The 12,875-nt window shown below is 66.0% G+C and carries 15 protein-coding genes; 10 read left to right on the forward strand and 5 right to left on the reverse strand.

Features of this window, described 5'->3' with window-relative positions; genetic code table 11:
* Positions 1–72: 72 nt before the first annotated feature.
* Both clpS and clpA read left to right on the forward strand, forming a co-directional pair.
* On the forward strand, positions 73–405 hold the full coding sequence (gene clpS, locus ACETK8_RS08505) for an ATP-dependent Clp protease adapter ClpS (protein ID WP_374039068.1): 333 nt from the start codon (positions 73–75) through the stop codon (positions 403–405).
* A 12-nt stretch (positions 406–417) separates the two neighbouring features.
* A complete protein-coding gene (gene clpA, locus ACETK8_RS08510; RefSeq protein WP_374039069.1) occupies positions 418–2,736 on the forward strand; it encodes an ATP-dependent Clp protease ATP-binding subunit ClpA in 2,319 nt (772 codons plus the stop codon).
* A 255-nt stretch (positions 2,737–2,991) separates the two neighbouring features.
* On the opposite strand, the gene ACETK8_RS08515 is transcribed toward clpA, so the two are convergent.
* Positions 2,992–3,300, reverse strand: coding sequence for a CsbD family protein (locus ACETK8_RS08515; RefSeq protein WP_374039070.1), 309 nt, complete (start codon positions 3,298–3,300; stop codon positions 2,992–2,994).
* A gap of 153 nt (positions 3,301–3,453) precedes the next feature.
* On the opposite strand from ACETK8_RS08515, the gene ACETK8_RS08520 reads away from it, so the two are divergent.
* Entirely contained in the window at positions 3,454–3,816 is a 363-nt protein-coding gene (locus ACETK8_RS08520) for a phage holin family protein (protein ID WP_374039071.1), read from the forward strand.
* Here the strand turns inward: ACETK8_RS08520 and ACETK8_RS08525 are convergent.
* Positions 3,813–5,588, reverse strand: coding sequence for a hybrid sensor histidine kinase/response regulator (locus tag ACETK8_RS08525; protein ID WP_374039072.1), 1,776 nt, complete (start codon positions 5,586–5,588; stop codon positions 3,813–3,815). The two genes, ACETK8_RS08520 and ACETK8_RS08525, sit on opposite strands and share 4 nt — an antisense overlap.
* A gap of 162 nt (positions 5,589–5,750) precedes the next feature.
* Here ACETK8_RS08525 and ACETK8_RS08530 point away from each other — a divergent pair, with 162 nt between their 5' ends.
* From ACETK8_RS08530 to ACETK8_RS08545, 4 genes are read left to right on the forward strand one after another with little or no spacing between them, the layout of a single operon-like run.
* On the forward strand, positions 5,751–6,323 hold the full coding sequence (locus ACETK8_RS08530) for a DUF2239 family protein (protein ID WP_374039073.1): 573 nt from the start codon (positions 5,751–5,753) through the stop codon (positions 6,321–6,323).
* 33 nt (positions 6,324–6,356) lie between these two features.
* Positions 6,357–6,638, forward strand: coding sequence for a type II toxin-antitoxin system RelE/ParE family toxin (locus ACETK8_RS08535; protein ID WP_374039074.1), 282 nt, complete (start codon positions 6,357–6,359; stop codon positions 6,636–6,638).
* Positions 6,639–6,645: 7 nt separating this feature from the next.
* Positions 6,646–6,927, forward strand: a complete 282-nt coding sequence (locus tag ACETK8_RS08540; RefSeq protein ID WP_374039075.1) for a HigA family addiction module antitoxin — start codon at positions 6,646–6,648, stop codon at positions 6,925–6,927.
* Between the two features lies 1 nt (position 6,928).
* Entirely contained in the window at positions 6,929–7,471 is a 543-nt protein-coding gene (locus tag ACETK8_RS08545; RefSeq protein WP_374039076.1) for a hypothetical protein, read from the forward strand.
* A 2-nt stretch (positions 7,472–7,473) separates the two neighbouring features.
* Here ACETK8_RS08545 and cobS read toward each other — a convergent pair whose 3' ends face one another.
* The 3 genes from cobS to ACETK8_RS08560 form a co-directional block, all read right to left on the reverse strand.
* A complete protein-coding gene (gene cobS, locus ACETK8_RS08550) occupies positions 7,474–8,478 on the reverse strand; it encodes a cobaltochelatase subunit CobS (RefSeq protein ID WP_374039077.1) in 1,005 nt (334 codons plus the stop codon).
* Positions 8,479–8,537: 59 nt separating this feature from the next.
* Positions 8,538–8,966 carry an organic hydroperoxide resistance protein gene (locus ACETK8_RS08555; protein WP_374039078.1) on the reverse strand — a complete coding sequence of 143 codons (429 nt, stop codon included), beginning with the start codon at positions 8,964–8,966 and terminating at the stop codon, positions 8,538–8,540.
* A 182-nt stretch (positions 8,967–9,148) separates the two neighbouring features.
* Entirely contained in the window at positions 9,149–9,820 is a 672-nt protein-coding gene (locus tag ACETK8_RS08560; protein WP_374039079.1) for a J domain-containing protein, read from the reverse strand.
* A 45-nt stretch (positions 9,821–9,865) separates the two neighbouring features.
* Here ACETK8_RS08560 and ACETK8_RS08565 point away from each other — a divergent pair, with 45 nt between their 5' ends.
* From ACETK8_RS08565 to ACETK8_RS08575, 3 genes are all read left to right on the forward strand, one after another.
* Entirely contained in the window at positions 9,866–10,165 is a 300-nt protein-coding gene (locus ACETK8_RS08565) for a BolA family protein (protein WP_374039080.1), read from the forward strand.
* 132 nt (positions 10,166–10,297) lie between these two features.
* Positions 10,298–12,070, forward strand: coding sequence for an ATP-binding protein (locus ACETK8_RS08570; RefSeq protein WP_374039081.1), 1,773 nt, complete (start codon positions 10,298–10,300; stop codon positions 12,068–12,070).
* Between the two features lie 97 nt (positions 12,071–12,167).
* Complete coding sequence (locus ACETK8_RS08575; RefSeq protein ID WP_374039082.1) at positions 12,168–12,650, forward strand: RcnB family protein; 483 nt, start codon at positions 12,168–12,170, stop codon at positions 12,648–12,650.
* Positions 12,651–12,875: the final 225 nt, after the last annotated feature.

Below are 12,875 nucleotides of genomic sequence, written 5' to 3' on the forward strand. Positions count from 1 at the left end.
CTGGACGCGACTACAAAACCGGCGGATGCTCCCCATATAGCGTTTCGACTCCCCCGAAATGACGGAATACGGATGCCTACCAACCGGCCAGGTGAAGGACAGGGCGAAGGCCTCGGCTCAGCCACGATCACCGAAACAAAGCCGAAGCTTCAGAAGCCCTCGCTGTATCGGGTGCTGATCCTGAACGACGACTACACGCCGATGGAATTCGTCGTCTATGTGCTGGAGCGGTTCTTCCAGAAGAGCCGCGAGGACGCCACTCGCATCATGCTGCATGTGCACCAGCATGGCGTCGGGGTGTGCGGCGTCTTCACCTACGAAGTGGCCGAGACCAAGGTCGCCCAGGTGGTCGAGACGGCGCGCCGTCACCAGCACCCGCTGCAATGCACGATGGAAAAAGACTGAGAGGATCTCCCCATGCCCTCATTTTCTCGTCCTCTCGAAGAGACCCTGCACCGCGCGGTCTCCTATGCGAACGAACGGCGCCACGAGTACGCGACGCTTGAACACCTGCTGCTGGCCCTGATCGACGATCCCGATGCGTCGGGCGTGATGAAGGCCTGCAACGTCGACCTGACCGCGCTGAAGACGGCGCTGACCCTGTATGTCGATACCGATCTGGCGGCCCTGGCCACGAGCGATGGCGACGACGCTAAGCCGACGGCCGGTTTCCAGCGCGTGATCCAGCGCGCGGTGATCCACGTCCAGTCGTCGGGCCGCGAAGAGGTGTCCGGCGCCAATGTGCTGGTCGCCATCTTCTCGGAGCGCGAAAGCCACGCCGCCTATTTCCTGCAGGAGCAGGACATGACGCGGTATGACGCGGTCAACTATATCGCCCACGGCATCGCCAAGAAGGCAGGGCAGGGCGGCGAAGTGCGTCCGGCCAAGGCCGGCGGTCAGTCGCCGGAGGAGGCCGAGGACGCCGCCGCCGTGAAGTCGGGCGGCGAGGCTCTGGAGGCCTACTGCGTCGACCTGAACGAGAAGTCCAAGAACGGAAAGATCGACCCGCTGATCGGCCGTCACGCCGAGGTGGACCGGGCGATCCAGATCCTGTGCCGCCGGACCAAGAACAACCCGCTGCTGGTCGGCGAACCCGGTGTCGGCAAGACGGCCATCGCCGAAGGTCTGGCGCTGAAGATCGTCAAGGGCGAGGTGCCGGACGTGCTGAAAGGCGCGACCATCTATTCGCTCGACATGGGCGCCCTGCTGGCCGGGACGCGGTATCGCGGCGACTTCGAGGAACGGCTGAAGCAGGTCGTGAAGGAGCTGGAGAACCACGAGGACGCGATCCTGTTCATCGACGAGATCCACACGGTGATCGGCGCGGGCGCGACCAGTGGCGGGGCGATGGATGCGTCCAACCTCTTGAAGCCGGCGCTCGCCTCGGGCTCGCTGCGCTGCATGGGGTCGACGACCTACAAGGAGTACCGCCAGCATTTCGAGAAGGATCGGGCCCTGGTCCGACGCTTCCAGAAGATCGACGTCAACGAGCCGACGATCGAGGACACGGTGAAGATCCTGAAGGGTCTGAAGGCGTCCTACGAAGGGCACCACAAGCTGCGCTACACCGATGCGGCGATCCGTTCGGCCGTGGAGCTGTCGGCCCGCTACATGACCGACCGCAAGCTGCCGGATAAGGCCATCGACGTGATCGACGAGGCGGGAGCGTCGCAGATGCTGCTGCCCGAGTCGAAGCGGAAGAAGGTCATCGGCCAGAAGGAAGTGGAAGCGGTCATCGCCAAGATGGCTCGCATCCCGCCGAAGTCGGTCAGCAAGTCGGATGTCGAGGGCCTGCGCGAACTGCAGAGCGATCTGAACCGCGCCGTCTTCGGTCAGGACGCGGCCATCGAACAGGTGGCCTCGGCCATGAAGCTGGCGCGTGCGGGTCTGCGCGATCCGCAGAAGCCGATTGGGTCCTTCCTGTTCGCCGGCCCGACCGGGGTGGGCAAGACCGAGGTGGCCAAGCAGCTGGCGTCCACGCTCGGCATCGAGATGCTGCGCTTCGACATGTCGGAATACATGGAGCGGCACACCGTCTCGCGTCTGATCGGCGCCCCTCCGGGGTATGTCGGTCACGACCAGGGCGGTCTCCTGACCGACGCCGTGGATCAGCACCCGCATGCGGTCGTCCTGCTGGACGAGATCGAGAAGGCTCACCCGGACGTCTACAACATCCTGCTCCAGGTCATGGACAACGGGATGCTGACGGACGCGGTCGGCAAGAAGGTCGATTTCCGCAACGTCGTCCTGATCATGACGACCAACGCCGGGGCCGCTGACAACGCCCGCGCCTCCATCGGCTTCGGCCGGGGCAAGGTCGAGGGCGAGGACGAGAAGGCCATCCAGCGTCTGTTCGCCCCGGAGTTCCGCAACCGTCTGGATGCGGTGGTCAGCTTCAAGTCGCTGAACTCCGAGACGATCCGTCAGGTGGTGACCAAGTTCGTGCTGCAGCTGGAAGCCCAGCTGGCGGACCGCAACATCACCATCGAACTGACCGACGACGCGGCCGACTGGCTGGCCAAGAACGGCTTCGACGAACTGTATGGCGCGCGCCCGCTGGGCCGGGTCATCCAGGAGAACATCAAGAAGCCGCTGGCCGACGACATCCTGTTCGGACGTCTGACGCGCGGCGGCCATGTGAAGGTCGAGCTGAAGGACGGCAAGATCGCCTTCGACATCAAGCCTGCCTCCGGCGGGCCGGTGAAGGAAGCGGCCGACGAAGACGCGGCGGTCTGAGGCATCGTGTCTCCTCCCTGTCGCGCAGCGATGGGGAGGTGGCAGCGAGCCTCTTTGCGAGCTGACGGAGGGGGCGACGGGGTCTCGACGCGCGAGCACCACGAGCCCTCACTTCAGCACCGTCTCGCCCCCTCCGTCACGGCGCTGAAGGAGCGCCGCGCCACCTCCCCATTTGCCAAGCGGCGAACAGGGAGGGGACGAATTGCAAAAGGCCCAGGAGCGATCCCGGGCCTTTCGTTTGTCTGGCTCTGACGATCAGTACCTGCGGCGGCCCGAGCCGGCCATCAGGAAGGCGATGCCGGCGATGATGCCGGTGGTCAGCAGCGGCTTGCGGCGGGCGAAGTCGAGGCCGGTCTTGACCGGGCCGCGCAGGTCTTCCGGGGCGCGGTCGGACAGGGTCTCCAGCTGGTCGATGGCGCGGCCGTAGTAGTCCAGCGCCTTGCCCTTCACCTGGTCGAACTTGCCCTCGAGCTGGAGCTTGGTGTCGCCGGTCAGGTTGCCGAGGCCGCTTTTCAGCTTGCCGTTCACGCCGGTCACGGCGCCTTCGATGCGTTCGTCGGTCATGGTCGAAATCCTTGAAACGGGGTGTGCCGGGGAGGCGTGTCGCAATAGCGTTTATGAACCGCCCCGGTTCCTCGAACATTGGCGGTTGCGGGGTGGTGAACGCAGTCCGATATCAAGCGTTGCAATAATGGCGAAACCCGGAGCGAGACGACGATGATCAGGTTCATCCTTCAGGCGGTGGTGACGGCGCTGGGGCTGTGGTTGTCGGCCTATCTGGTGCCGGGGGTCGAGTTCCTCTCGACCGGGTCGCTGATCGCGGCGGCGGTATTGCTGGGGCTGGTCAATGCGGTGGTGCGGCCAGTGCTGACCTTCGTGACCTTCCCGCTGACGGTCATCACCTTCGGCCTGTTCCTGCTGGTCGTGAACGCGGCGACCATCGGGCTGACGGCCATGTTCCTGGGCGGATTCGTGGTCGATGGGCTGTGGGCCGGGGTGGGCGCGGCCATCGTGACCGGGATCGTCAGCTTCCTGGTCGGCTGGATCGTGCCGGACAATCAGCCGGCGCGTCGCGACTAACCGGCCATCCGCATCGGCGGGGCGGAGGTTTCGGCGATCAGGGCATGCAGGGCGGCGACCTTGAAGGGTTTGCCCAGCACGCCGTCGGCGCCGGCGGCCATATAGCGGGCGACGTCGTCGTCGAACACGTTGGCGGTCAGCATGTGGATGGGCACGGCGTTGCCCGTGGCGCGGATGGCCTGGAGCGCCGCGACGCCGTCCATGACCGGCATCATGACGTCCATCAGGATCAGGTCGTAGGCGTTCTGTGAGGCCAAGGCGACGGCCTCGGCGCCGTTCTCGGCGAAGGCCAGATCGACGTTCAGGCTTTCCAGCAGCATGGCCAGAAGCTTGCGGTTGGCCGGGTGGTCCTCGGCGGCGAGGACGGAAAGGGCGCCGCTACGTTTCGCCGGGGTCGGGGTCGGGGTCGGGGCCGGGGCTGGCGCGGGTGCAGCGGCGGGCTCGGACCGGTCGGCGGTGATGCGGAACCAGAAGACGGCGCCGCCGCCCTCGGCTTCGCGCACGCCCAGGGTCCCGCCCATGGCCTCGACGCTGGAGCGGCAGATGGCGAGGCCCAGGCCCGCGCCACCCGCCGCGCGACCGGCGTCCAGTTGCTCGAAGGGTTCGAAGATGCGGGCGCGCTGATCCTCCGGCACGCCGGGGCCCTGGTCGTGGACCTCGATGTCCAGCGCGACGACGCCGTCGCCGGCCGGGCGGGCGCGGGCGTGCAGGCGGACCGTGCCGGCGGGCGTCATCTTCAGGGCGTTGGACAGGAGGTTGATGACCACCTGCTCGATCCGGCCCTCGTCGGCCAGAACGTGGAAGTCGGCGGGGGCGCCGTCGCAGTCCACGACGAGGTCGAGGTTCAACTCCTCGGCGCGGTGGCGCCAGACGCGGCCCACGCTCTCCAGCCCCGCGCGGACATCGACGGGGGCGAGGGCGACTTCGGACTGGCCGGACTCGATCTTGGAGAGGTCCAGGGCGCCGTTCAGGAGCCGCAGCAGCATGGAGCCGGCGTCGCCCATGTCGGCGACCAGCTCGGTCTCGGCCGCCGGGCGTTTCTTCCTCTTCAGCACCTCGACCACCCCCATGATGATGTTCAGGGGGGTGCGGACGTCGTGGCTGATCATGGCCAGGAAGCGGGACTTGGCCATGTTGGCGCGCTCGGCCTGGGCGCGGTCGGTCTCGGCCTGGGTCAGGGCGGTCTCGAGGGCCGCGGTGCGCTCGGTCAGGTCGACCTGGAGCTCCACGGCCTGGCGGTCGGAGACCATCTGACGCCAGGCGGCGCCCAGGACGCCGGCCGTCAGGGTGGCGGCGCAGGCCATCAGGCCGATGTTCGACCCCGCCGCCAGCCAGGCCAGCCAGGCGATGGTCAGGGCGGGCGGGGTGACCGACACGGCGAAGCTGAGCCGCGAGATGTGAACCTGAAGCGCGCCGACGATCAGGTGGCCGCAGAGCAGCAGGATGGCGTGAAAGATATGGTCGGGCCGTACCGTGGCGGCTGCCAGGGCGAACAGGCTGCAATGGATGGCGAGGACCAGGGTGACGCCCTCGGTCCAGCGTTTCAGGGCCTGGCCGGCGCCGGGTACCTCGGGCCGGAGACGCGCCCGCTCGACCACGATCCAGAAGACGGCATAGAGGCCCAGCTGGCAGACGGCGTAGTTGAGACCCCAGGCCCAGCCCTGAAGCCAGGTGGTCAGGACGATGATGGCGAGGATCGAGGCGATCCGGACCGGAAAGATCTCCCGGTAGCGACTGGCGTAGGCCCGCACATATTCGCTGTCTCTGATCATGCGGCCCCCGCAACGCAACGCTTACGGACGCAGACCGTAGAGGGCGGGGCTTAAAGAGCAGTCAAGACACGGAAATATCGCGTTCTGTGACATTTTACCCGGGTGTATTGACGGGCGATGTTTCATCCGGGTATTTCCTGTGGCGAACCGTAAGGAGCACCCATGTCCGCCGCCGAAGTGAAATCCTGCACCGCCTTTTCCGGGCATAGGCTGATCGCCTCGGGTGCGCCGCGCGAGGTCGTGGGGGTGGTGAAGGCGGCGGTCGAGGCGGGGGAGAGCGTGCTGGTGTTCGACGACGCCGACGCGCGGCCGGTGGAGTTCGACTTGCGCGGCAGCCCGGAGGATGTGCTGGCGCGACTGGAGCCGGCGGAGGAGCCGAAACGCGGGCCGGGTCGGCCGAAGCTGGGGGTGACGGCGCGGGAGGTGACCCTTTTGCCGCGCCACTGGGACTGGCTGGCGGGACAGCCCGGCGGGGCGTCTGTGGCGCTGAGGAAGCTGGTCGAAGGCGCCCTGCGCGAGGCCGAGGGGCCGGACCGGGTGCGCAAGGGCCGGGAGGCGGCCTATCGCTTCATGACCGCCGTGGCGGGGGACTTGCCGGGATATGAGGAGGCGACGCGGATGCTGTTCGCGGGCGACTGGACCGCGTTCGATGCGGCGGTCGAGGGCTGGCCGGAGGGGGTGCGGGAGCACGTCCGAATGCTGGCGGGGCGGACGTGGCGGAATGGGGAGGGTTGAGCCCCATAACGTTATGCGTTATGTTCTTCGTCGATGATCCGGAGCTTTGCTGATCGCGATACGGAGCGTTTCTGGGCCGGCGTCGCCTCGCGGCGGTTGCCGCCGGATATCCGACGCGCGGCGCAGCGGAAGCTGGAACTGATCGATGCGGCCTCGCGGCTGGACGACCTGAGACTGCCGCCGGGCAATCGGCTGGAGGCCCTGTCGGGCGACCGGAAGGGTCAGCATTCGATCCGGATCAATCAGCAGTGGCGGATCTGTTTCCGCTGGACCGATGGAGGCGCCGAGGATGTCGAAATCTGCGACTACCACTGAGGATCTGATGGAGCCGGTGACACCCGGCGAGATCCTGCTGGAGGAGTTCATCCTGCCGGCGGGGCTGAGCCAGACGGCGCTGGCCAACGCCATCGGCGTGCCACCGCGCCGGATCAACGAGATTGTCCTGGGCAAGCGTGCCATCACCGCCGACACGGACCTGCGTCTGGCTCGGTACTGGGGGATGAGCGAGGGGTTCTTCCTGCGCCTACAGGGGAGCTACGAACTGCGGGTGCAGCGCGCGAAGATGGGCGAGGCGCTGGCGATGATCACGCCAAGGGCGGCTTGACATGCCGCAGGTCGATCCGAGCGTCATTTCGCCAGAACCACAGACCTCCGAAGGCGTCCGAGCAACAAACTCATTCCGCGTCGGCCGTGAGCCGGACCTTGATCAGGTGACGAGGCATCTTGAGAAGCTCTATGAGCTGAACTTTCAAATGCTTGAGAAAGCTACCGCATACGAGAATGTCATGTTGGCAGCTGCGTATGCCGGATTTTTTGCTCTTTGGTCGTCGGTGGCCAAGGATGTGTCTGAAAGTGTACGCTATTGGTCCGTCGGCCTAATAGGCGTGTCACTCATTGCTTACGTCGTGTTTCACATCCTGCAGATGAGCGCGCGCGCAATATTCCAGTATCGTTTGATGTCAGTGATGGCTCAGAGGTTGAACGACCCTGACTTCACGCGCATTTGGGCTGAGGAGGCTAAGAAGCCTCAGCGGTTCAATGCTTTGGTGCTGCTGATTTGGCCATTTATTCTGGCACTAAGCGCCTCAACTGGTTTGGTGGGCGGAGTGATTGTGGCGATCGCAGCAATACGCCTCGCACTCAACTAGCTCTAACCCACCTTTACCCTAGTCGCCGCCTCGGGGAGGTCTTCTCCGAACGCCCGCTGGTAGAACTCCGCGATCGTGGGTCGTTCCAGCTCGTCGCACTTGTTCAGGAACGTCAAGCGGAAGGCCAGGCCGAGGTCGCCGCCGAAGATGGTGGCGTTCTGGGCCCAGGTGATGACCGTGCGGGGCGACATGACCGTCGAGATGTCGCCGTTCATGAAGGCGTTGCGGGTCATGTCGGCGACGCGGACCATGGCGGCGATGGCGCGGCGACCGTCTGCGTCAGCCCATTCCGGCGCCTTGGCGGCGACGATCTCGGCTTCGACGTCGTGGTCGAGGTAGTTCAGGGTGGTGACGATCGACCAGCGGTCCATCTGGCCCTGATTGATCTGCTGGGTGCCGTGATAGAGGCCCGAGGTGTCGCCCAGACCGATGGTGTTGGTGGTCGAGAACAGGCGGAACCACTTGTTCGGGCGGATGACGCGGTTCTGGTCCAGGAGGGTCAGCCGGCCCTGAGCCTCCAGCACGCGCTGGATGACGAACATCACGTCCGGGCGGCCGGCGTCGTATTCGTCGAAGACCAGGGCGATGGGGCGTTGCAGGGCCCAGGGCAGCATGCCCTCGCGGAACTCGGTGATCTGCTTGCCATCCTTCAGGACGATGGCGTCCTTGCCGACCAGATCGATACGGCTGACGTGGCTGTCCAGGTTCACGCGCACCAAGGGCCAGTTCAGGCGGGCGGCGACCTGTTCGATGTGGGTCGACTTGCCGGTGCCGTGATAGCCTTGGACCATCACGCGGCGGTCGAACGAGAAGCCGGCGCAGATGGCCAGCGTCGTCTGGGGATCGAAGCGATAGGCGGGATCGACCTCCGGCACATGGCTGTCGCCCGGCTCGAACACCGGAACCTGCATGTCGGACTCGACGCCGAAGACTTCGCGCACGCTCGCGGTGCGGTGGGGTTCGAACGTCAGAAGCGGATCGGGGGTCGCATCGAGGAGGGTAGCCATGGGCTCCATCTAGAGGCGCCGCGCGCGCGGCTCAACACGCGCGCGGCTCCTGATGCCAGTTATTCCGCCGCCAGGTCGACGTCGACGTTGCCGCGGGTGGCGTTGGAGTAGGGGCAGACCTGGTGGGCGGCGGCGATCAGGCTGTCGATGGTCGCCTTGTCCAGGCCGTGGTCGGTGACCTTGATGGCGATGTCGAGATTGAAGCCCTCGCCGCGCGTGTTCGGGCCGATGCCGACCGAGGTGTGAATCTTCGTATCCGGACCGACCGGCGTGCCCGCCTTGCCCGAGACCAGACGAAGCGCGCCCATGTAGCAGGCGGCGTAACCGGCGGCGAACAGCTGTTCCGGATTGGTGCCCGCGCCGCCCTTGCCGCCCATTTCGGCGGGCAGGGACAGGAGGACGTCGATCTTGCCGTCGTCGGTGGTGGAGCGGCCTTCGTCGCGGCCGCCGCCGGTGGAGACAGCGTGGGCCTTGTAGAGGATGTTCATCGGTGAGCTCCTGATAAGGTAGGGCTCTGAACTTAGTGTCTCCTCCCCGTCGCGCTAGCGATCGGGAGGTGGCTCGCAGCGCAGCGGAGAGACGGAGGGGCTCTTTCTGCGTGCACGAAGAACCCCTCCGTCGGCTCACAAGAGCTCGCCGCCACCTCCCCACGATGTGGGGAGGAGACGTGTTACGCCGCCAAGCCCGCCTTCTTCAGCGTCTTGTAGGCCTTGATGACGCGCTGGAGCTTGGCTTCGGCGCTGCGGTCACCCTGGTTGTGGTCGGGGTGGAAGCGTTTCAGCAGCTCGTGATAGCGCGACTTCACCGCCGCCTTGTCGGTGCGGAAGTCCAGGTCGAGGTCGGTCAGGGCCTGGCGTTCCAGCTTGCCAAGACGCAGGGTGTCCTCTTCCTTGGTCGCCTGTTCGTTCACGCGACGACCAAACAGCCCGAAGCTGTCGTTCATGGAGCCCGAGCCGTTGGCGGCCTTGCCCATCTTGGCGGCGAAGGCGGCGGCCTCGCGGCTGTTCTTGGAGGCCTTCATGTCCCAGGTGGGACGGCCGCCGGTCATGGCCTCGTTCTCCTTGGCCGCGCGGACCTGGGCCTCGTTCATGCCGGCGTAGAAGTTCCAGCTCTTGTTATATTCGCCAGCGTGGGCCTGGCAGAATTCATAGAAGCTGTTCAGCTGTTCGCGCGACTTGGGCGCACGGGCCGTGGCGGCCTTGGTGCAGCCCTCCCATTCGCAAGGCTTCTCGCCGGGCTTGAGGCGCAGGACATCGGCCTCGGCCTCGGCGGCTTCGCCGGCCTTGGGCGGTTTGATCCGCATGTCCTTGAAACGGGGCTTGTACTCGAATGACGCAGGCATTGGTCACAGTGTAGGGTCGATTTGGTCACCATCAAGGAAACGGACATGTCTGAAGGCCCGATCGCGTCGATTATGCGGGAAAAACTGACGTCCGCCTTCCAGCCGACCCGTCTGGAGCTGGAAGACGACAGCTGGCGTCACGCCGGTCACCATCACGAAGGCGGGATGGACGCCAAGCCGGGCGGAGAGAGCCACTTCAACCTGACCATCGTGTCCGAGGCGTTTTCAGGCGTCGGGCGAGTTCAGAGGCAGCGATCGGTGAACGCGGTGCTGGCCGATGAGCTGGCCGGGCCCGTCCACGCCCTGTCCATCAAGGCCCAGACCCCCGATGAAGCCGGGAGTTGAGGAAAAATCAGCGTTCACTTCGTCTTAGAAGGTTCGTCATAGCGTCGCGTCGGGAAGTTTCAGGGACGTGGGGCGCGTATGGTCGGATCCGAGGATATCGGCAAAAGTCTCGAATCGGGCCGGTCCGCGGGCATGAGCGCCAGCGAGGCCGCACAGGCCCTGACCGCCATCCTGCAAACCCAATACCTGCGCTACATCATCATCGGCAGCTGGGCGATCGGCCTCCTGGCCACGGTCGGCTGGGTCGAGGCCATCATCTGGTTCATCGGAACGATCGGCGCCGGCGCCGTTCGGGGCAAGTTCGAAAAGAGCATGGCCGGTCGGGTCGACGCGGGCTGGGGCCTCCTGTTCCCCGCCGTCGCCACCATCACCACGGCCGCCTGGGCCACTGCGCCCCTGATGGCGTGGTTCTCGGGCCATCCGTTCGGTCAGATCCTGGCCGTCTCCCTCCTGATCAGCGGCTATGTGCTGGTCTTCGCCCAGCTTCGCAGCTCGCCGAAACAGGCCATCGTGATCTCGTCCCCCTATACGGCGGTGGCTTTGGCCATCGCCGTCAGCCTGTGGGGCGGGCCGATGTTCTGGCCCTTCCTGGGCATCATGCCCTTCACGGCGGCCGGCATGTTCGTGCTGGTGACCATGACCATGCTGCGCGAGGAGCGGATCAAGGCCTTCCAGGAGCATCAGGCGCATCTGATCGAGGAACTGGAGGCCGCCCGCGACAAGGCGGACGCGGCCAACCAGGCCAAGTCGAACTTCCTGGGCGTCATCTCGCACGAGCTGCGGACGCCGATGAACGGGGTGCTGGGCGCGGCCCAGCTTCTGGGCGCGACGCGTCTGGAGACGACGCAGCGGGAGTATCTGTCGATCATCCGCAACTCGGGCGACAACCTCCTGAGCCTGCTGAACGACATTCTGGACATGACCAAGATCGAGGCGGGCAAGATGACCTTCGAGGTCATCGACGTCTCCATCGACGACCTGCACCGCCGCGTGACCGGGCCCTTCATCGCCCAGGCCGAGGCCAAGGGTCTGGAGTTCCGCTCCACCTTCGTCGGCGAGACCCCGGCGGTGGTGAAGGGCGATCCCTTGCGCGTCTGCCAGGTGATCCAGAACCTTCTGTCGAACGCGGTGAAGTTCACCGAGGCCGGCCTGATCGACTATCGCGTCGAATCGACCCGCATCAGCGACAAGCGCGTGGGCTTCGCCTTCTCGGTGACCGACTCGGGCGCCGGCATCGCCGACGCCGACCTGGAGCGTCTGTTCCAGCCCTTCACCCAGGCGGACGCCTCCTCGACCCGCAAGTTCGGCGGCACGGGGCTGGGCCTGACCATCGCGCGGCGCATGGCCAACATCATGGGCGGCGACATCACCGTGACCTCCAAGGTCGGGGAGGGCTCGACCTTCACCCTGATCGTCGAGGCCGAGGTGGTCGAATGGTCGGCCGTGACCGAGGTCGAGGCCATCGACGCGGACGTGGGCGACGGCGAATGCCTGAACGTGCTGGTGGTCGAGGATCACCCGGTCAACCGCATGATCCTGGAAGCCTGGCTGGGGTCGGCCGGCCACTGCACCGCCACCGCCGAGAACGGCCAGATCGCCGTGGACATGGCGGGCCAGCAGCGGTTCGACCTGATCATCATGGACGTCAACATGCCGGTCATGGACGGTCTGAGCGCCACGCGCCTGATCCGCACCAAGGGGCCGAACGCCGAGACGCCGATCGCCGTACTGTCCGCCTCGGCGCGGACCGAGGACCATGAGGCGGGGCTGGAAGCCGGCGCCGACGCCTATCTGAACAAGCCCATCGACTTCGCCGCCCTGGCTCGGCTGATGCAGACGGTGCGCGGCGGCCGGACCAGCGTGCGGACGGCGGCGGAAGTGGGCGAAACCGCGGCGGCCGCCTGAACCTGACCTGACCCGGGCCGTTCAGGTCCGGCTCAAGGACGAAATCCTAGTGTGGGGGCAAGTCGGATCCCCCCGACCGTCACTAGGAGAAATCACCGTGAACAAGTTCGCCACCGCCGCCCTGGCCGCCGTGATCGCCACGGGCTCCATCGGCGTCGCCTCGGCTGCCGACGCCCAGTCGCGCTACGAGCAGCGCCAGGATCGCCGCGACGATCGCAACGATCGCCGGGAATGGCGCCAGGACAATCGTGACGACCGTCGCGAATGGCGTCAGGACAACCGCGACGACCGCCGCGAGTACCGCCAGCAGGCCCGCGCCTATGATCGCTGGCAGCGCGCCGAGCGCCGCTACAACGCCGGTCGCTATACCCCGCCGCGCGGCTATCAGGTTCGCCAGTGGAGCTATGGCCAGCGCCTGCCCAGTTCCTATTCGCAGGGCTATGTCGTGAACAACTACTCGGCCTACGGCCTGCGCGCGCCGCCTCGCGGCTACCACTATGTCCGTTCGGGCAATGACGTGGTCCTGGCCGCCGTCGCCGGGGGTCTGGTCACCGCCGTGATCGCGGGTCTGTTCAACTAAGACCTCAGGATTGGACTCCGAGGACACCGAGTCCAAGGAGTCCAAATTCTGCGACCGAAGGTCAGGAGTTTCGATCAGTGCATTTGAAACACTGATGTTCGTTTCTTAGCGATCCCGCCTCGGAGGGAGACCTCCGGGGCGTTTTTGCATGTCTCGATCAAGCCCTTCCTCCGCTTGCGGGGGAAAGCGGCCCGGCGGCGAGCGAAGCGAGGCCAGGACCGACGG

It is taken from the genome of Brevundimonas staleyi, from assembly GCF_041893865.1.
Lineage (GTDB): Bacteria > Pseudomonadota > Alphaproteobacteria > Caulobacterales > Caulobacteraceae > Brevundimonas > Brevundimonas staleyi.

What these genes read in the sequence shown, in the direction of transcription:
- clpS (WP_374039068.1), top strand. Translation starts at nt 73, where the DNA reads ATGCCTACCAACCGGCCAGGTGAAGGACAGGGCGAAGGCCTCGGCTCA.
- clpA (WP_374039069.1), top strand. Translation starts at nt 418, where the DNA reads ATGCCCTCATTTTCTCGTCCTCTCGAAGAGACCCTGCACCGCGCGGTC.
- ACETK8_RS08515 (WP_374039070.1), bottom strand. Translation starts at nt 3,300, where the DNA reads ATGACCGACGAACGCATCGAAGGCGCCGTGACCGGCGTGAACGGCAAG.
- ACETK8_RS08520 (WP_374039071.1), top strand. Translation starts at nt 3,454, where the DNA reads ATGATCAGGTTCATCCTTCAGGCGGTGGTGACGGCGCTGGGGCTGTGG.
- ACETK8_RS08525 (WP_374039072.1), bottom strand. Translation starts at nt 5,588, where the DNA reads ATGATCAGAGACAGCGAATATGTGCGGGCCTACGCCAGTCGCTACCGG.
- ACETK8_RS08530 (WP_374039073.1), top strand. Translation starts at nt 5,751, where the DNA reads ATGTCCGCCGCCGAAGTGAAATCCTGCACCGCCTTTTCCGGGCATAGG.
- ACETK8_RS08535 (WP_374039074.1), top strand. Translation starts at nt 6,357, where the DNA reads ATGATCCGGAGCTTTGCTGATCGCGATACGGAGCGTTTCTGGGCCGGC.
- ACETK8_RS08540 (WP_374039075.1), top strand. Translation starts at nt 6,646, where the DNA reads ATGGAGCCGGTGACACCCGGCGAGATCCTGCTGGAGGAGTTCATCCTG.
- ACETK8_RS08545 (WP_374039076.1), top strand. Translation starts at nt 6,929, where the DNA reads ATGCCGCAGGTCGATCCGAGCGTCATTTCGCCAGAACCACAGACCTCC.
- cobS (WP_374039077.1), bottom strand. Translation starts at nt 8,478, where the DNA reads ATGGCTACCCTCCTCGATGCGACCCCCGATCCGCTTCTGACGTTCGAA.
- ACETK8_RS08555 (WP_374039078.1), bottom strand. Translation starts at nt 8,966, where the DNA reads ATGAACATCCTCTACAAGGCCCACGCTGTCTCCACCGGCGGCGGCCGC.
- ACETK8_RS08560 (WP_374039079.1), bottom strand. Translation starts at nt 9,820, where the DNA reads ATGCCTGCGTCATTCGAGTACAAGCCCCGTTTCAAGGACATGCGGATC.
- ACETK8_RS08565 (WP_374039080.1), top strand. Translation starts at nt 9,866, where the DNA reads ATGTCTGAAGGCCCGATCGCGTCGATTATGCGGGAAAAACTGACGTCC.
- ACETK8_RS08570 (WP_374039081.1), top strand. Translation starts at nt 10,298, where the DNA reads ATGAGCGCCAGCGAGGCCGCACAGGCCCTGACCGCCATCCTGCAAACC.